Source organism: Nocardia sp. 852002-51101_SCH5132738 (assembly GCF_001665695.1).
Classification (GTDB): Bacteria; Actinomycetota; Actinomycetes; order Mycobacteriales; family Mycobacteriaceae; genus Nocardia; species Nocardia nova.
Genome location: NZ_LZML01000202.1, coordinates 167,183 through 184,688 on the forward strand (window position 1 = coordinate 167,183; position 17,506 = coordinate 184,688).

Consider the following 17,506-nt stretch of genomic DNA (forward strand, 5'->3'; position numbering starts at 1 on the left):
CGACCCCGACATACCTGGGGGCAGGGACCCGTAATCGTCACCATCGGGCCGGCTGGGCGCAGGCAGGGAAAACCACATGTCTCGTAACCGTAAGTTCAGCACTCGCGCACTCGGCTTCGCCGCCGTCGCCGGCGCCATCGTCGCCGTCCCCTTCGGCCTGACCGCTACCGCGTCTGCCGACGGCGGCCACGACTGGGATGCGGTGGCGCAGTGCGAGGCCAGCGGCAACTGGGGCGCCGACACCGGAAACGGTTTCTACGGCGGCCTGCAGTTCACCCAGAGCACCTGGAACGCCAACGGCGGCAGTGGCAACCCGGCCAACGCCAGCCGCGCCGAGCAGATCCGCGTCGCGGAGAACGTGCTCGCCAGCCAGGGCCCCGGCGCCTGGCCGGTTTGCGGCGCCAACCTCTAAGGTTCGCCGCCCGCGGTTCGTCCGCATACACAAGCGTGCAGACAGGCCCCTCCCGGATCTACCCGGAAGGGGCCTGTCGCGTTGTATCCGCCGGTCAGGCGCTGATCGCGGCTCCCGTCGCGAAACGGCTCTCCACCGGCGCGAGGCCGTAGTGCCCGCGCAAGGTATCGGCGGTGTACTCGGTGCGGAACAGGCCGCGTTCCTGCAGGATGGGCACTACCCGGTCGACGAAATCGGTGAGTCCGCCCGGCAGATACGGCGGCATGATGTTGAATCCGTCCGCCGCGCCGGCCTCGAACCAGGTCTGCAGTTCGTCGGCGATCTGCTCCGGGGTGCCGGCGAAGCTGCGATGTCCGCGCCCGCCGCCGAGTTTGCCGATCAGCTGCCGCACCGTCAGCGGCTCCTGTGTGGCCAACTCCTTCACCAGCGTGAACCGGGACTTGTTCCCTTCGATCTCGCTCTCCACCGGCAGCGGCGGCAGCGGCGCGTCGAGGGGATGGCCGGTCAGATCGATGCCCAGCTGCGTGGACAGCTGCCGCAACGCGTAGTCGGGGGAGATCAGATCGGTGAACTCCTGCTCCAGCGCGAGCGCCTCGGCGGGCGTATCGGCGATGTAGGGCACGAGACCGGGGAGCACCTTCAGCTCGTCGGCGCCACGGCCGTACTTCGGCAGCCGTGATTTCAGATCGCGGTAGAAACGTTGCCCGTCCTCGAGACTGCGCTGCGCGGTGAACACCGCCTCGGCGTAGCGGGCGGCGAATTCCTTTCCGCTCTCGGAAGATCCGGCCTGCACGAGCAGTGGCCGGCCCTGCGGACCGCGCGGGGAGTTCAACGGACCGCGCACCCGGAACCGGTCGCTGTCGTAGTCGATGGTGTGGACCTTGTCCGGGTCGGCGAACACTCCGGCCTCGGGGTCGAGCACGATGGCCGAGGATTCCCAGCTGTCCCACAGCTGCAATGCGACATCGACGAATTCGGTGGCGCGCTCATATCGGCGGGCATGGTCGGGAATGGCGTCATAGCCGAAATTGTAGGCCTCGTCGACCGTGCCGGAAGTGACGATGTTCCATCCGGCCCGCCCGCCGCTGATGTGGTCGAGCGAGGCGAATTTACGGGCCAGATTGAACGGTTCGTTATAGGTCGTCGAGGCCGTCGCGATCAGACCGATATGTTCGGTGGCGGCGGCGATGGCCGACAGCAGTGTCACCGGTTCGAACACCGCGAGCGTATTGCGCTGAATGCGCGGGCCCACCGCCAAGCCGTCGGCGAAGAAGACGGAATCCAGTTTACCGCGCTCGGCGATGCGGCCCAATTCCTGGAAATGCTTCACGTCCAGCACGCGCCGTTCCTCGGTGCGCGGATGGCGCCAGGCGGCTTCGTGATGACCGACGCCCATCAGAAAGGCGTTGAGATGAAAGGTTTTCGGTGATGGCGACATCGAGCGTCGTCGTCCCTTCGGTGTAGTGCTTCAACGATCGGATTGCGGGCGCCAGCGCGTGAGGCGGCGTTCGATCGCGACGAGTACGGCGTTGTAGACCAGGCCGACGATCGCGATGGCGACGATCCCGACATACATGTCGGGAATCTGGAAATTCTGCTGGGCGGCGGTGATGAGGTAGCCGAGTCCCGCTCGCGCACCGGACATCTCGGTGGCGATGAGGACCAGGATGGAGGCCGAGGCCGCCATCCGGATGCCGGTGAAAACGGTCGGCACGGCGGCGGGCAGGATCACCTTCTGGAACAGCCGCAGCGGTGAGAAGCCGAGGGACACAGCCGATTTGATCAGCAACGGATCCACCGATCGCACGCCGCTGATGGTGTTCAGCAAGATCGGGAAGAAGCCCGCGTAGACCACGATCGCGACCTTGGAGGTCTCGCCGATGCCGAGGATCAGGATGAACACCGGCAGCAGCGCCAGCGCCGCGGTGTTGCGGAACAGTTCGAGCAGCGGGTTCACGAAGTCGGCCACCGGCTTGTACCACGCGATGGCGACGCCGACCGGAACGGCGCACGCCACCGCTATCGCGAAGCCGACCAGCGAACGGCCCAGACTGGCGGAGGTGTTGTCCCAGAGCTGGCCGTTGCGGACCAGCTCGTCGCCGCGCTGCATGACGGTGGAAAACGGCGGCAGGAAGATCTGATCGACCAGGCCGAATCGGGGTGCGAGTTCCCAGAAGGCCAGGAACAGGCCGATGACCAGGACGGGCTTGAACAGCCGCCAGCCCCAGCGACCGGCCAGGGTGGCCAGCTGCCGTCCCGTGCCGGCGGTGGAGCGAGCGGGAGTCTCGGCTGCACTCCCGGCCGAGACAGAGGACTTCTTCGACACCAGCACGGGTTCGGCGGTGGCGGGCAGTGTGGTGGACATGGTGTTACCTCCTGTCGGTGGCCGCGAGGTCGGCCTGCTCGAGCCCCTGTGCGCGGGCCACCTCGTCGTGCAGCAGCGACCAGATCCGGTGCCGGACTTCGCTGAAGTGCTCGCTGGAGCGGATGTCGGCCTCCGGGGCGGTTTCGCGGTCGAGATCGATATCGACCACCGCCTTGACCCGTCCCGGCCGTGAGGTGAGCACGGCCACGCGCTGACCCAGATACACGGCTTCGTTGATGTCGTGGGTGATGAACAGGATGGTCTTGCCGGTGGTGCGCCAGATGCGCAGCAGTTCGTCCTGCAGCGATTCGCGGGTCTGGGCGTCGAGCGCGGCGAACGGCTCGTCCATCAGCAGCACCTCGGGATCGAAGGCGAGGCTGCGCGCGATGGCCACGCGCTGTTTCATGCCGCCGGACAACTCGTGCGGGTACCGGTCGCCGAAGCCGGTGAGGCCGACCAGCTCCAGATATTCGCCGGCGATCCGGCGTCGCTCACGCCGGCGGATGCGCTTGGCCTCCAAGCCGAATTCGATATTGCCGCGCGCGGTGCGCCACGGCAGCAGCGCGTACTGCTGGAAGACGATGCCCCGATCGAGACCGGGGCCGGTGACCGGCCGCCCGTCGAGCAGGATCTGCCCGTGGGTCGGCCGGGTCAGCCCGCCCAGCAGATCCAGCAGGGTCGACTTACCCGAACCGCTGGGTCCGACCAGGACGAGGAATTCACCGTCGCGCACCTCCACGGTGATGTTCTCCAGCGCGGTGAAGGGTGTTCCGGCGCCTCGCGCGGGAAATTCCTTGCGCACCCCGTCGAGCGCGAGTTTGATTGCCGTGTCGCTCATTTGGCGGCCACCACCTCTCCGGCCGGCCCGCTGTCGGCCGGGTACTTGCCGTTGGCGTAGGGATTGAACTTGTTCGTGTACAGATCTTTGGCCGCGAATTTCCCGGCGGGCAGTTCACCGTTGCGGACCAGCCAGTCGATCCAGATCTGCAGCTCTCGCTCCTGAATCACCGCGCCGGGCGGCGGGATGCCGGACGATTTGTAGGAGTCGAGCAGTGTGGTGTTCTCGTTGCGGCCGCGCTTGTGGATGATGTCGGCCAGTCGCGCCACCGCCTGATCATGTGGCGTGATCTGCAGCCAGCGCGTCGCGCGGGCCGTGCCCTGGACGAAGTCGGCCACCGCGTCCCGATGGCCGGCGATGTAGTCGTTGCGGAAGACGTATGTGCCGTAATCGAATTCGCCGAACAGGCCCTTGTCGGTGTAGAGCGCGTGGATGCCGCCGTGAGCCAGCGCGATGTCCTGCAGCGGGCCGCCCAGTGCCGCCGCGTCGATCTGGCCCTTGCGCAGCGCGTCCTCGGTATTGACCGGCGGCAGCACCACGAGCTGCACCTGTCTGATCTCGTCGTCGGTGAGCCCTTGATCGTGCAGCCATTGCCGGGTGATGAATTCGTGGTGGGCGCCGAGGGTGTTGACGCCGACCTTCTTCCCGATCAGGTCCTTGGCCGTCTTGATGCCCGAATCGTCACGGACGTAGTAGCCGGTGAAACTCTGCCGGTCGGCGCCGTAGGAGCTGAGCACCGAGGTCACCGGTGCGCCGCCGGCGATGAGCTTGACGACCGCGCCGTTGAACGCGCTGCCGAATTCGATCTGCTTGGTGGTGGCGGCCTGGATATTGGCCGGACCGCTGGTGGTGTCGCCCTCCCACTTCAGCTCGATGGTGGAGAAGTAGCCGAGGTCGGCGGCCAGTTCGTAGGGCGTGACCGTGCCGGCCTGACCCTGGTAGCGGAGGATGGTCCTACCGTCGGCGGTGGTTCCGGCGCCGGAACTCGGGCAGCCGGCGGCGAGCGCGGCCAGCACGGGCAGGGCGAGGGCGGCGGCGAACACGCGCACGACCCGGGGTCGTCTGAACGACAACATGATCGGTTCTTTCACTGAATGCGTCTGCGGTCCCGCGCACATCCGGGTGCGGTGACCGGTAGATCGGCGAAACGAATTGCCTGGCAACGGCTTTCGGCGACGACGATGGCGCCCGGGTTCAGGCGCGACAGATCCCGTGCGGGACGCGCATGAGATCGACCGTGCGCCGTCGCGTCAGCACGCCGCGTGCCCGTCCGCCGGGTCCGGCTGTCGGCGCCGCATTCGCCTGCTCGACAACGCGTGCGCCCGAACGCGATTCATCGGTGGCGGCCATCCATCCTCCTGCCGGACCCAAAGTGATATAGGCACTGTGGTCCGACAAGGGACGTGGGGCAATGATTGTGCGCAGCGCGAGCCGATCATCCCGCTTCGCCGCCCGCCGGGAATTCCGGCGGGCGTGACGACGATCAGTCTTTCAGTTCGCGGGACAAACCCGCGGTGATCGCGGCGAGGACCCGCCCCGCGATCGCGAGGTCGGCCGCCGGAACCACACCGTAGACGCGGCCGAGGACGGCGCTCGTGCGGGAGCGGAGGTCCGCGACGAGGCGGCCGCCCGCCTCGGTGACCACGAGTTCACCGCCCGGCGCCGCGAGCAGCAGACCACGGTCGGTGAGCCGCGTCGCGGCTGTCGCGACGACGGTGGGTGCCCAGGTCGTCTTCGCGGCGAGAGTGGCGATATGCCGCTCCCGATCGACGGTGCCGCCGGCGGCGGCGGCCTGGCTGAGCGTGATCCACTGCGCCTCGTCGATGCCGGTACCGGCGAGGACGCGGTGCAAAAGCGCGTTGTGGTGCTTTTCGGCCTGGCCGATGATCGACGGATCGAGCGTGATGGCGGGGGACATGACGAACTCCTGACTGCCGGACTGTGGCCACGATTCTGACACTCAGTTCCATACGAGTGCAAGTGTCGTTCGTGCTCCAGTTTCTTACGTGCCTCGGGATCGGTTCGGATAGCATCTCGGCATGCCCGATCCCGCATCCGACCGCACACTCCCGCTGCGAGAGCGCAAACGACTGCGTACTCGGCGCGTACTGGCCGACACCGCCCTGCGGCTGTTCACCGAGCGCGGATTCGACGCGACGACACTCGACGAACTCGTCGACGAGGCCGAGGTATCTCGCAGCACCTTCTTTCGCACCTATCCGGCCAAGGAAGCGGTCGCGATCGAGGCGGAGGCGCAATTGTGGTCCGCATATCTCGCGGCGCTGACGGATCGACCGCTGACCGGAGTCGTGCTGGACGCGATACGGGAGACGCTGACCGCGGCCGTCGCCGATCTGGAGCCGGAATGGGATCACCGGTATGTCGCCACTCGCCGGCTCATCCGCACCACCCCGGCACTGCTCGCCTACGTCGAGTACCACCGCCATGGGGTGGAGGCGGACGCGGTCACGATCCTCGCCGATCGCCTGGGACTGCCCGCGGACGATCTGCGACTGCAGGTCCTGGCCGAACTGGTGACCTCGGCGTGGAGTGTGGCCGGACGGGAATGGGTCCGGGCCGACGGCCGGGGCGGCCGCGCCGCGCTGACGGAGAGAGTGCGGGAGGCCTTCGCGGCGGTGCCGGCGAGTTTGGAGCTGCGGACCCGCTGAGGCCGCGCGGCCTCAGCGCGGTGCCGGTTCCTCGGCCGCCTCGGTGGCCAGCGCCGCGAATTGGTCCGCGCCCCACCGTGCGTCGACTACCAGGCCGATCACGCCGATGGTGATGCAGACGCCCGACAGCACCAGCAGACCCGGGTTCGTCCGCCCGGTCAACGCGTCTCCGAGGACGACGACGCCGATGGTGCCGGGGATGATGCCCACGAAGGTGGCCAGCAGGTACGGCATCATCCGCACCGAGGACAGTCCGGCGCAGTAGTTGATCACCGAGAACGGCACCGGTGCGATCAGCCGCAGCGAGCCGACGGCGAGCCAGCCGCGCCGGGCCAGTCGCCGATCCACCGCCTGTACCGCGGGATGAGTCAACCGCGCGGCGACCTGCTCCCGATCCAGGGCTCGCACGAGCAGCAGCGCCAGCACCGCGCTGGCCGTCGTCGCGGCGACCGCGAGGGTGATGCCGAGAATCGGCCCGAACAACAGGCCGGCGCTGAGCGTGAAGACGGTGCGCGGAAACGGCGCCACCGTCACGAGCGCATGGACGAGGAAGAACAGCAGCGGAAACATCGGGCCGACCGAATCGGCCCACTCCCGGATCTGCTGTGGGGCCGGATGCGGTGCCAGTACGGCGACCGCGACCAGCGCGGCCGCGAGGATGGCCAGCATCACGACCCGTCGATTGCGCAGTAGTCGCAAGGCCACATTCGTCGTCCTCGGCACCGCGACAGGTTACCGGTCGGTATGGCCAGGCTGTGCGAAGAGTATGCGAACACCGGGCTAGCATCGAATGAAGGTTGATGAATGATCGTTAACCGAACTGGTCGTCGACCTGCCGATTTCGCACGCCCGTCGCACTGTGAATGGGTCACACAGGCGGTTGCGAAGGCGCTGCGAAGAGTTGGGTCCCAGCGTAGGTATCCGGTACGAGTGAAGTATCGGAGTCGAGTGGAAGAGGTACAGCAGCGATGCCGATTGGTTCAGATCCGGGTGCGGACACCGTGCCCGGATACGCCGCATGGCGCAAGGGTGTGGCCGGAGTGCTGGCCAAGTCCCGCAAGGTCGAGGCATCCGAACTCGGTGACGAGCCGGAGCGCCTGCTCGAGGTCACCAATTACGACGGAGTGACCGTCGCGCCGCTGTACACCCGTCGCGACGAACTGCCCGAACAGCCTCTGCCCGGACGGTTCCCGTTCGTGCGCGGCAACGAGGCCACCCGCGACGTGCATCGGGGCTGGCATGTCAGCGCCCGCTTCGCCGGAGCGGATCCGGCCGCCGTCAACGAGGAGATCCTCGCCGCTCTGGAGAACGGCGTCAGCTCCGTATGGCTCGGGGTCGGCGAGAACGGCGTCCCGGTGGCCGGGCTGGCGGACACGCTGCGCGGACTGCTGTTCGAACTGGCTCCCCTGAGCCTGTGGGCGGGCGCGGACACCCCCGCCGCCGCCGCGCAGGTGCTGACCCTGCTGGACGGCTACGAGGTGGCCGACCGCTCCGATATCCACGTCTTCCTCGGCGCGGCGCCGCTGACCAGCCGCTTCGCCGGAGTGGCCGACACCGACCTCGACGCCGCGGTCGAGCTGGCGCGCACCGCCGCCGGCCGCACCGAGACCGTCCGGGCGATCACGGTGTCCGGCACCGTCTTCCACAACGCGGGTGCGTCCGATGCTCAGGAGATCGGCGCGGCCGTGGCCGCGGGCCTCGACTACCTGCGCGCACTCACCGACGCCGGCCTCGATGTCGCCGATGCGCTGGACCAGGTGAGTTTCCAGCTGGCGGCGACCGACGATCAGTTCGAGACGATCGCGAAATTCCGCGCCGCCCGCCGGCTGTGGGCCCGGGTGGCGCACGAGGCCGGCGCGCCGGACTTCGGCAACGCGCCGCAGCACGCCGTCACCTCGGAAGCGATGCTGAGCCAGCGTGATCCGTGGGTCAACATGCTGCGCACCACCCTGGCCGCTTTCGGCGCCGGTGTGGGCGGCGCGGACCTGGTCACCGTGCTGCCCTTCGACGCGGCCCTCCCGGCCGGGGAACTCGGTGTGTCGCAAGCATTCTCGGAACGCATGGCACGCAACACGCAGCTGCTGCTGCTCGAGGAGTCGCATCTCGGACATGTGCAGGACCCGGGCGCGGGTTCCTGGCACGTGGAAAGCCTCACCGCGGAGGTGGCCGGTGCGGCGTGGGCGTTCATGCAGGAGCTCGAGCGCGCCGGCGGATACCGCGCCGCGCTGGAGTCCGGCCTGCTGGCCGAGCGCATCGCCGACACCCGGACCCGCCGCGAATCCGATATCGCCCACCGCCGCACCGCGGTCACCGGCGTCAACGAATTCCCGAACCTCGCCGAGGAGCCGCTGTCGGAGGCCGCGCGCGACACGAACGGGGTGGCCCGCTACGGCGCGGCCTTCGAGGCGCTGCGCAACCGTTCGGACGCCTACCTGGCCGCCCACGGCCGCCGGCCCCGGGCGCTGCTGGTACCGCTGGGCCCGGTCGCCGAGCACAACGTGCGCGTGACCTTCACCGCGAACGTACTGGCCTCCGGGGGCATCGAAACGGTGAACCCGGGAGCGCTGGAGACGTCCGGGATCGGCTCTACCGCAACCGAATCCGGAGCGACCATGGCGGTGCTGTGCGGCAGCGACGCCCGCTACGGCACCGAGGCCGCGCCCGCCGTGCAGCAGCTGCGCGACGCCGGCGTGACGACGGTCCTGCTGGCCGGGCCCGAGAAGGCGGTGGCCGAGGTGAGCGGCACACAGCGGCCGGACGGATTCCTCACGGCCCGCATGGACGCGGTGGCGACCCTGTCCGGCCTGCTGGAGAAGCTGGGAGCGTAATGACTACTCGAGATGTGAACCACGTGATCGGCAGCTTCGCCGAGGTACCGCTGGGTGAACCGGCGGTCGGGCGGACCGGTGGCGGCGACGTCGAGGCGTTCGTCGCCGAATCGGCGGCCGCCAACGGCTACGCGCCCGAACAACTGGTCTGGGCCACCCCCGAAGGTATCGACGTCGCGCCGGTGTACACCAAGGCCGACCGCGATGCCGTTGTGGCCGAAGGCTATCCGCTCGACAGCGTGCCCGGTGTGGCGCCGTTCGTGCGCGGCCCGTACCCGACCATGTACGTGAATCAGCCGTGGACCATCCGCCAGTACGCGGGATTCTCCACCGCCGCCGATTCCAACGCCTTCTACCGGCGCAACCTGGCCGCGGGCCAGAAGGGCCTGTCGGTCGCCTTCGACCTGGCGACCCACCGCGGCTACGACTCCGATCACCCCCGCGTCACCGGTGACGTCGGTATGGCCGGCGTCGCCATCGACTCGATCCTGGATATGCGGGAACTGTTCGACCAGATCCCGCTGGATCAGGTGTCGGTGTCGATGACCATGAACGGCGCGGTGCTGCCGATCCTGGCGCTCTACGTCGTCGCCGCCGAGGAACAGGGCGTCAAGCCCGAACAGCTGGCCGGAACCATTCAGAACGACATTCTGAAGGAGTTCATGGTCCGCAACACCTACATCTATCCGCCCAAGCCCTCGATGCGGATCATCTCCGACATCTTCGCCTACACCTCGGCGAAGATGCCGAAGTTCAACTCGATCTCCATCTCCGGCTACCACATCCAGGAAGCCGGAGCCACCGCCGACCTGGAGCTGGCCTACACCCTGGCCGACGGTGTCGAATACATTCGCGCAGGCCTGGACGCGGGCATGGAGATCGATCAGTTCGCGCCGCGGCTGTCGTTCTTCTGGGCCATCGGCATGAACTTCTTCATGGAGGTCGCCAAGCTGCGCGCGGGCCGCCTGCTGTGGAGCGAGCTGGTGTCGAAGTTCGAGCCCAAGAGCCAGAAGTCGCTCTCGCTGCGCACCCACTCGCAGACCTCGGGCTGGTCGCTGACCGCGCAGGACGTGTTCAACAACGTCGCGCGCACCTGTGTCGAGGCGATGGCCGCGACCCAGGGCCACACGCAGTCGCTGCACACCAACGCCCTCGACGAGGCGCTGGCGCTGCCCACCGACTTCTCCGCGCGCATCGCCCGCAACACCCAGCTGCTGCTGCAGCAGGAGTCGGGGACCACCCGGCCGATCGACCCGTGGGGCGGCTCCTACTACGTGGAGTGGCTGACCCACCAGCTCGCCGAGCGGGCCCGGGCCCACATCGCCGAGGTCGAGGCGCACGGCGGTATGGCGCAGGCGATTTCGGAGGGCATCCCGAAGCTGCGCATCGAGGAGGCCGCGGCCCGCACCCAGGCGCGCATCGACACCGGCGCGCAGCCGGTGATCGGCGTCAACAAGTACCAGGTGACCGAGGACCAGGAGATCGAGGTCCTCAAGGTCGAGAACTCGCGCGTGCGCGCGGAGCAGAACGAGAAGCTGCGCCGCCTGCGCGCCGAACGCGACAGCGCCGAGGTCGAGCGGACGCTGGCCGAATTGACAAGGGCCGCAGCGTCTTCCGAGGGCGGGATGGCCAACAACCTGCTCGCGCTGGCCATCGACGCGGCCCGCGCCAAGGCCACGGTCGGCGAGATCTCCGACGCGCTGGAGAAGGTGTACGGTCGCCATCAGGCCGAGATCCGCACACTGTCGGGCGTCTACCGAGAGGAGGCCGGCAAGGTGACCAACATCAGCAGGGCCATCGAGCTGGTCGAGGAATTCGCCGAGGCCGAGGGCCGCCGCCCCCGCATCCTCGTCGCCAAGATGGGCCAGGACGGCCACGACCGCGGCCAGAAGGTGATCGCGACCGCCTTCGCCGACCTCGGCATGGACGTCGATGTGGGCCCGCTGTTCCAGACTCCGGAAGAGGTGGCCCAGCAGGCGGCCGACAACGACGTGCACATCGTCGGTGTCTCCTCGCTGGCGGCCGGTCACCTCACGCTGGTGCCCGCCCTGCGGCAGGCACTGGCCGATGTCGGGCGCCCCGACATCATGGTCATCGTCGGCGGCGTCATTCCGCCCGGTGACTTCGACGAGCTGTATGCCGCCGGCGCCGCGGCGATCTTCCCGCCGGGCACCGTGATCGCCGATGCCGCGATCGGTCTGCTGCAGAAGCTGGCGGCCGAACTCGGCCACGAGATCGGCGGACAAGCCGAGGCGGAATGAGCGACGCCGACCGGACCCCGGCGGGCGATGCGCCCGCCGGGGCTGAGGTGCCCACGAAGGCGGAGTTGCCCGGAAGCCAGGCCCTGTCCACCGCCCGCGGCCTGCCTCCGGCGCTGCGCGTGGACGGACCGCAGTCGCCGGGCGGCGGCCAACGCCGGACCATCGATGTGGCGGAGCTGGCGGGTGCGATCCGCGACAATCAGCGCGCCGCGCTCGCCCGCGCGATCACGCTGGTCGAATCCACCCGCGCCGATCACCGCGAGGCGGCCCAGCGGCTGCTGCTCGAGCTGACGGCCGAAGCCGGCGCCGCCGCGTCCAATCGCGTCGGTATCACCGGCGTTCCGGGCGTGGGCAAGTCGACGTTCATCGACGCGCTCGGGATGTATCTGATCGGCCAGGGGCATCGGGTCGCGGTGCTGGCGGTGGATCCGTCCTCGACTCGCACCGGCGGATCGATTCTCGGCGACAAAACCCGCATGGCGCGTTTGTCGGTGGAACGTGACGCGTTCATCCGCCCCTCGCCGACCGCGGGCACGCTGGGCGGTGTCGCCAAGGCGACCCGCGAGACCATTGTGCTGCTCGAGGCCGCCGGTTACGACGTGATCCTGGTGGAGACGGTGGGCGTCGGCCAGTCCGAGGTGACCGTCGCGAATATGGTCGACGTGTTCTGCTTCCTCACGCTGGCCCGCACCGGAGATCAGTTGCAGGGCATCAAGAAGGGTGTGCTGGAGCTGGCCGATCTGGTCGCGGTCAACAAAGCCGACGGCCGCCACGAGGTGGAGGCGCGGGCCGCCGCACGCGAATTGCAGGGTGCGATGCGACTCATCCATCCGCGCGAATCCCTCTGGCGCCCACCGGTTCTCACCATGAGCGGGCTCAACGGCACCGGTCTGGACACCTTCTGGGATACGGTCCTCGAACACCGGCGCGTTCTCACCGAGGCGGGCGAGTTCGCCGAGAAGCGCCGCCGTCAGCAGGTCGACTGGACCTGGACGATGGTGCACGACCAGTTGCTGCGCCGGCTGGCCGACAGTCCCGGCGTGAAAGCGATTCGCGCACAGGTGGAAAAGCAGATCCGCGACGGATCGCTGACCCCGGCCCTCGCAGCCGAGGAACTGCTGCGCGCCTTCGACGAGAAGTAGCAGGGCTGTCCGGGCGACGAGAATTCGCGCCCGGACACCTCATCGCATCCGGAACAGCCGCGCCGCATTGTCGTAGCAGACCGCGCGCACCCAGTCCGCGCCCAAGTCGAGTCGTTCGAGCGCTTCCAGCGCGTGGGCGTAGGAGTACGGGATGTTCGGGAAGTCACTGCCGAACAGGATGCGCTCGCCCAGCTCGGACAGGCGCGAATATTCGTTGCGCGGGAACGGGTTTCGCTCTTCGATGAAATCGGTGAACGACATCGTGGTGTCGAGGTGCACGTTGTCGTAGCGCTCGGCGAGGTCGAGGAACTGCGAGTATTCCGGCACGCCCATATGAGCGATGATCAGCGTCAGCCGCGGAAACCGCTGCAGCAGTGCCGCTATCGGTTCCGGACCGGTGAATTCACCCGGCGCCGGCCCCGAGCCACAGTGGATCAGCACCGGAATCCCGGCCTCGGACAGCAGCCCCCACACTTCGGTCAGCAGCGGGTCGCCCGGATGATAATCGCCGACCTGGATATGCGATTTGAAGATGCGCGCTCCGGATTCGACCGCCGCGCTCACATAACTTCCGGCGCCGTGCTCGGGGTAGAAGGTCGCGGTGTGCAAGCAGCCCGGGGTGCGCGCGGCGAAGTCGGCCGCCCATTCGTTCAGCCACGCCGCCATATCGGGTTTGTGCGGATACACCAGGGAGGTGAACGCCCGCACTCCGAAGCCGCGTAGCGTATCCAGGCGCTGCTGCTCGTCGTCGCGATAGGTGATCGGCCACGGCCGTCCGATCAGCGGGCCCGCGGAATCGAAATACGCCCACACCTTGTGCAGCACCCGATCGGGCATGAAGTGGGTGTGCACATCGATGATTCCGGGCAGCTCCATCCGGCTCCGGAATTGCGTGACCGCCGCCTGGTCATTCTCGTCGACCGTCACCGAACCTCCTGTGCCACCGGCGGGTACAGCGCCGCCGCGAAATCACCGATCCGCTCGATCATGCGGTCGAAGAAGGCCGCCGGGTCGGTGCCGACCGCGATATCGGCATTGGGTGCGCGACCCCACATGCCCGCCCAATCGGCGACCGTGGTGCCGCGGGTGATCGTCCCGGCCAGCTCGACGTCCACCGTTGCCGGCCGCAGCACCGCCAGGGTCGGTTCGAGCGCGACCGCCGCGGCGAACGGATCGTGCATATGTGCCAGGTACCCCTGGTCGTAATGCTGGTGGAACTCGAAGTAGAACCGCACCGCGTCGATCAGGAACCGCACGACCGGATTGGCCGCCTCGGACCGGAGGCCGGGCGGATCCGCGGGAGCCGGCATCGCGGCGCCGCCGCAGTGCGCTCGCTCGGCGATTCGCCGCAGATGGTCCGGGAACATCTCGATCGATTCGGTGATGTCGAGCGCGCAGACGATCGGCCGATGATCCTGCGGGGCGGCGGAGAACGCGTCGAAGACCACTTTGGCGGCCTCCGGGTCGACATGCACGTTCCACTCGTTGGTCGGGGTGGTGTTACCCGGATGCCGGAACGCGCCGCCCATGATCACCAGTCGCCTAAGCAGTTGCGGCAGCCGGGGTTCCAGTTCCAGCGCCAGGGCCAGGTTGGTCAAGGGCCCGGTGCACAGGCCCAGTACCGCACCCGGACGTGCCCGCACCGTGTCGACCCACAACTGCGCCGCCGAACGATCCGAGAGCGGGCGCGGCGAGGGCGGCAGTTCGGCATAGCCGATCCCGTGCGGACCGTGGGTGTCCTCGGTGGTCCGCAGCGGGATCGCCAGCGGCTGCGCCGCGCCGAGTGCCACCTCGATGGCCGGCGCCCGGCACAGATCCAGCAGGGCCAGATTGTTCGCCGCGACCTGCGCGGTGGGGACATTGCCTCCGGTCGAGGCTATTCCGGCGATCTCCAGCTGCGGATCCGCCAGCAGATACAGCAGTGCCAGCGCATCGTCGATTCCGGTGTCTACGTCCACCATGATCGTCTGCCGCACGGTGCGAGACTAGCGGCCCGCCGCCGGGCCGCCCCGTCCGGCCTGTCGGCGGGCGAAACGATGCGGACGAGGGTAGTTTCGACATGTCAATTCTCGTGTTGTGGACCGTGCGCGTTCCTCGCAGCGGCCTGGGGGTGTTTCGCCGGTGAGATTCGCGGACCGTTTCAACGAGGTCGTCTCGCAGTGGGAGCAGGCGCACGGTATCCGGATGACCAATCGCGCCTTGGCTTTTCGCGTGACCCAGGCCGGGCATCCCGTCTCGGCGACCTATCTGTCCCAGCTGCGGTCGGGCAATCGCGACAATCCGTCCCGAGCTTTGGTCGAAGCCGTGGCCAGGGTGCTGGCGGTGGAATTGACCCGTTTCAACGACGGTGGGCCCGGTGATCCGGTGCCCGGTGACGACCTGGTGTCGGCGGCGGTGGACGATCCGGCGCTCCGGCGTCTGCTGAGCACAGCGGCCGGACTGTCCGCCTCCTCGATCGAATTGCTGTCGGATCTGGCCGCCAAGCTGCGGCTCGCGGAGGGGTTGGCGCCGGGCACGACGGCCCAGCTGTGACCGTGCCTACCGTCCGGTCGTGGCGGCGGAAGTTTCGTACGTGGGCAGTTCGTAGTCGTCGGTCTTGCCGAAGAACAGCTTCATCATGACCGGCCGCATCGGCCTCGACATCATGATCCGGTTGGCGGTTCGCCGCATGGATGTGCCGAATGCGCTGGGGGACAGCATCATATCGATTCCGCCGCCGGGGAGTTCCTTGGCCTTGTCGAGAAACGGGGTGACCTTCTCCTCGTAGCGGCGCAGCGCCGCCGGGACATCGGCCGGATCGGCCGCCAGCTCACCCGCGAGGATGTATGCGCCGACGAGCGCCATCGCCGTGCCCATCCCGGTCATCGGTGAGCCGCAGTAGCCGGCGTCGCCGACCAACGTCACGCGCCCGGCCGCCAGGGTGGGCATATCGATGCGCGCGAGTTCGTCGAAGTAGAAGTCGTCGGCCTCGGTCATGGCCGCCAGAATGGTCGGCGCGTGCCAGTGCGGCTGCGAACCGACCTTCTCGCAGATCAGCCGTTGCTGTGCGGCGGTATCGCGGCGCAGCGCCGGATCGGGGTCGCCGAGCAGAGTGAGAATCGCCTTGGCGGTCGCGGGATCGCGGTCGGGCCGCAAGCCGACCGCGGCGGAAGGAACCAGCTGCATGGCGAACCAGCCGGGCGTGATCCCCGCCGGGGTCGGCATCGTGAAGAACGAGGCGTAGCCGCCGAGGAAGGTGCTGAACTGCTCCTCCGGACCGAAGGCCAGCCGGCGGGTCGCCGAATGCACGCCGTCGGCGCCGACGACGAGGTCGAAGTGGCCGCTGCGTCCCGAGGCGAACTCGACCGTCACGCCGGTGTCGTCCTGGGTCAGCGATTCGATCCACTCGCCGTAGCGGTAATCCAGCTCACCGCCGGCCGCGGCGACGGCGTCGAGCAGTACCTGATTGAGGTCACCGCGGGTGATCTCGATGTCGGCCACCGGGCCCTTGCCCTCGAAATATTCCATCGCCATGTTCGCGTAGGTGCGGCCCTTGTGGTCGATGTAGGAAATGCCGAGTTCTTCGAGCTGGTATTCGGCGATGCCCGGCATCAGGCCCATGCGCTCGGCCACCTCGCGACTGGGTCCGCGCAGATCGACAGCCTGTCCGCCCGGCCGGGGAGCGGTGGCGCGCTCGATGACGGTGACCGCGATACCGGCTCGAAGCAATTGCAGCGCAACGGCATTGCCGGCGATGCCGCCGCCGGAGACGAGGATGTGCAGGGGGCGGGAGATGGTGTTCATGGGGGTGATTCCTATCGGTTGGTCCGAACGTCTTAGACAAATGTGCCATATGGTTGGCACGCTTGTCTAGTACAAATGTCTAAGACGTTGTAACCTGGGCTTATGGGTAATCGAGAGGATCTGTTGGCAGGGGCGAGGAAGGCGATTCTGGAGCGAGGTCTCGCCAAGGTGACCGCGCGCGACATCGCCGGCGCGGCCGGGGTCAGCCTGGCGGCCATCGGCTACCACTTCGGTACCAAGGATCGGTTGGTCGCCGAGGCCATCGCCGAGGCGACCGGTGACGAGATCGGCCGCGGTATGGAGGCGGCCATCCGGGACGCGGGGGAGGGGCGGACCCTGGCGCAGTCGCTGGAGGCCACGTGGAACGGCATGCTGGACGTCATCCAGAACCATCCGGACGAGCTGATTCTCAGCTTCGAGAACGGGGTGCGAGTGGCCCGGTCGCCGGAATCCCAGGAGTACTTCTCGGGTGCGACCGAGGAGGTCTATGCCGCACTCGTCGAGCCCCTGCGCGAAGTTCATCCGGAGCTGTCGGCCGGCGATGCCCGCGCCGTCGCCAAGCTCTATTTCGCGCTGTTCCAAGGTATGGCGCTGCAGTGGCTGATCGCGCCCGCGGGTGATCAGCTGACCGGCGACGACGTCGTCCGTGCGGTGCGAGCGATGAGCCGGGGATAGCTCGCGCGGGTGCGCTATTCGGCGACTGCGTGGTGAGAGCGGTACCGTCGCCGCCTACCGAGCCGGACGAAGCCGATCCACGACACCGCCACCAGCACGACGACCAGTATGCGTACGAGATCCAGAGCGCTGCGGGGGTAGAGCACCCCGGTGATGTAGTAGTCGATGAAGCCGGTCGACGGTAGGCCGGCTTCGCCGCCGCGTTCCCGGGCCCACGTCTCCAGGTAGGTCAGGGGGCAGTCGACCCCGATGAGTACCGTGCTGAAACCCCAGGCCACCGCGGCGATATGGGTCCAGATCGTCCAGCGCCACCGCCACGCGACGAATCCGCCCACGACGAGGTAGGCGATGAACAGAAAATGCACACCCGCGGTGGCATCTGCCAGCAGCCGGTACATCACGTAATCCAGATTAGGGCGCTTGTCGCCGGCGTGCGCGGGGATTCGGGCGTCGGCGCCTGCCGGGTGAACGACCGTGTCTCCCACGGCCTTCCGGCCGCGGTCGGCGACTCGGAGCGTTAAAGGATATCGGTA

General features: G+C 68.1%; 18 protein-coding genes. 7 read left to right on the top strand and 11 right to left on the bottom strand.

All coding sequences use genetic code 11. The features are described from left to right. Positions 1-76 precede the first annotated feature (76 nt). Positions 77-412 (top strand): transglycosylase family protein, encoded by a 336-nt coding sequence (locus A5789_RS32100; protein WP_030514506.1) that lies wholly within the window; start codon positions 77-79, stop codon positions 410-412. A 94-nt stretch (positions 413-506) separates the two neighbouring features. On the opposite strand, the gene A5789_RS32105 is transcribed toward A5789_RS32100, so the two are convergent. From A5789_RS32105 to A5789_RS32125, 6 genes are all read right to left on the bottom strand, one after another. Then, complete coding sequence (locus A5789_RS32105) at positions 507-1,850, bottom strand: LLM class flavin-dependent oxidoreductase (protein WP_064904728.1); 1,344 nt, start codon at positions 1,848-1,850, stop codon at positions 507-509. A 30-nt stretch (positions 1,851-1,880) separates the two neighbouring features. After that, positions 1,881-2,777 (bottom strand): ABC transporter permease, encoded by an 897-nt coding sequence (locus tag A5789_RS32110; RefSeq protein ID WP_064904726.1) that lies wholly within the window; start codon positions 2,775-2,777, stop codon positions 1,881-1,883. Positions 2,778-2,781: 4 nt separating this feature from the next. After that, positions 2,782-3,615, bottom strand: coding sequence for an ABC transporter ATP-binding protein (locus tag A5789_RS32115; RefSeq protein ID WP_064904724.1), 834 nt, complete (start codon positions 3,613-3,615; stop codon positions 2,782-2,784). Further along, positions 3,612-4,691 carry an ABC transporter substrate-binding protein gene (locus A5789_RS32120; RefSeq protein WP_155525620.1) on the bottom strand — a complete coding sequence of 360 codons (1,080 nt, stop codon included), beginning with the start codon at positions 4,689-4,691 and terminating at the stop codon, positions 3,612-3,614. The genes A5789_RS32115 and A5789_RS32120 overlap by 4 nt, the downstream gene beginning before the upstream one ends. A gap of 118 nt (positions 4,692-4,809) precedes the next feature. Further along, entirely contained in the window at positions 4,810-4,965 is a 156-nt protein-coding gene (locus A5789_RS37080; protein ID WP_156511364.1) for a hypothetical protein, read from the bottom strand. A gap of 133 nt (positions 4,966-5,098) precedes the next feature. Further along, positions 5,099-5,533: a hypothetical protein gene (locus A5789_RS32125; RefSeq protein ID WP_064904720.1), complete on the bottom strand. Its 435-nt coding sequence runs from the start codon at positions 5,531-5,533 to the stop codon at positions 5,099-5,101. A 121-nt stretch (positions 5,534-5,654) separates the two neighbouring features. Here A5789_RS32125 and A5789_RS32130 point away from each other — a divergent pair, with 121 nt between their 5' ends. After that, positions 5,655-6,284: a TetR family transcriptional regulator gene (locus tag A5789_RS32130; RefSeq protein ID WP_063015060.1), complete on the top strand. Its 630-nt coding sequence runs from the start codon at positions 5,655-5,657 to the stop codon at positions 6,282-6,284. Positions 6,285-6,296: 12 nt separating this feature from the next. Here A5789_RS32130 and A5789_RS32135 read toward each other — a convergent pair whose 3' ends face one another. Further along, a complete protein-coding gene (locus tag A5789_RS32135) occupies positions 6,297-6,953 on the bottom strand; it encodes a TVP38/TMEM64 family protein (protein WP_064904718.1) in 657 nt (218 codons plus the stop codon). A 299-nt stretch (positions 6,954-7,252) separates the two neighbouring features. On the opposite strand from A5789_RS32135, the gene A5789_RS32140 reads away from it, so the two are divergent. From A5789_RS32140 to meaB, 3 genes are read left to right on the top strand one after another with little or no spacing between them, the layout of a single operon-like run. Further along, positions 7,253-9,112 (top strand): methylmalonyl-CoA mutase family protein, encoded by a 1,860-nt coding sequence (locus A5789_RS32140; protein ID WP_082941097.1) that lies wholly within the window; start codon positions 7,253-7,255, stop codon positions 9,110-9,112. Next, positions 9,112-11,373, top strand: a complete 2,262-nt coding sequence (gene scpA / locus A5789_RS32145; RefSeq protein ID WP_064904716.1) for a methylmalonyl-CoA mutase — start codon at positions 9,112-9,114, stop codon at positions 11,371-11,373. The genes A5789_RS32140 and scpA overlap by 1 nt, the downstream gene beginning before the upstream one ends. Then, on the top strand, positions 11,370-12,515 hold the full coding sequence (gene meaB / locus A5789_RS32150; protein WP_081879361.1) for a methylmalonyl Co-A mutase-associated GTPase MeaB: 1,146 nt from the start codon (positions 11,370-11,372) through the stop codon (positions 12,513-12,515). Before scpA ends, meaB begins: the two co-directional genes overlap by 4 nt. Before the next feature lie 39 nt (positions 12,516-12,554). Here the strand turns inward: meaB and A5789_RS32155 are convergent, their stop codons facing one another. After that, the gene (locus A5789_RS32155; protein WP_063015120.1) at positions 12,555-13,391 is read right to left on the bottom strand and encodes an amidohydrolase family protein; all 837 of its coding nucleotides are present in this window, start codon (positions 13,389-13,391) and stop codon (positions 12,555-12,557) included. A 47-nt stretch (positions 13,392-13,438) separates the two neighbouring features. Next, entirely contained in the window at positions 13,439-14,476 is a 1,038-nt protein-coding gene (locus A5789_RS32160) for a nucleoside hydrolase (RefSeq protein ID WP_064904876.1), read from the bottom strand. A 160-nt stretch (positions 14,477-14,636) separates the two neighbouring features. Between A5789_RS32160 and A5789_RS32165 the strand changes: the two genes are divergently transcribed. Continuing rightward, positions 14,637-15,047 (top strand): hypothetical protein, encoded by a 411-nt coding sequence (locus A5789_RS32165; protein WP_063015066.1) that lies wholly within the window; start codon positions 14,637-14,639, stop codon positions 15,045-15,047. A gap of 6 nt (positions 15,048-15,053) precedes the next feature. Here A5789_RS32165 and A5789_RS32170 read toward each other — a convergent pair whose 3' ends face one another. Then, entirely contained in the window at positions 15,054-16,298 is a 1,245-nt protein-coding gene (locus A5789_RS32170; RefSeq protein WP_064904715.1) for an FAD-dependent monooxygenase, read from the bottom strand. 102 nt (positions 16,299-16,400) lie between these two features. Between A5789_RS32170 and A5789_RS32175 the strand changes: the two genes are divergently transcribed. Continuing rightward, positions 16,401-16,973, top strand: a complete 573-nt coding sequence (locus tag A5789_RS32175; protein WP_064904713.1) for a TetR/AcrR family transcriptional regulator — start codon at positions 16,401-16,403, stop codon at positions 16,971-16,973. 14 nt (positions 16,974-16,987) lie between these two features. Here A5789_RS32175 and A5789_RS32180 read toward each other — a convergent pair whose 3' ends face one another. Beyond that, positions 16,988-17,371 carry a DUF2784 domain-containing protein gene (locus A5789_RS32180; RefSeq protein ID WP_228793512.1) on the bottom strand — a complete coding sequence of 128 codons (384 nt, stop codon included), beginning with the start codon at positions 17,369-17,371 and terminating at the stop codon, positions 16,988-16,990. Positions 17,372-17,506: the final 135 nt, after the last annotated feature.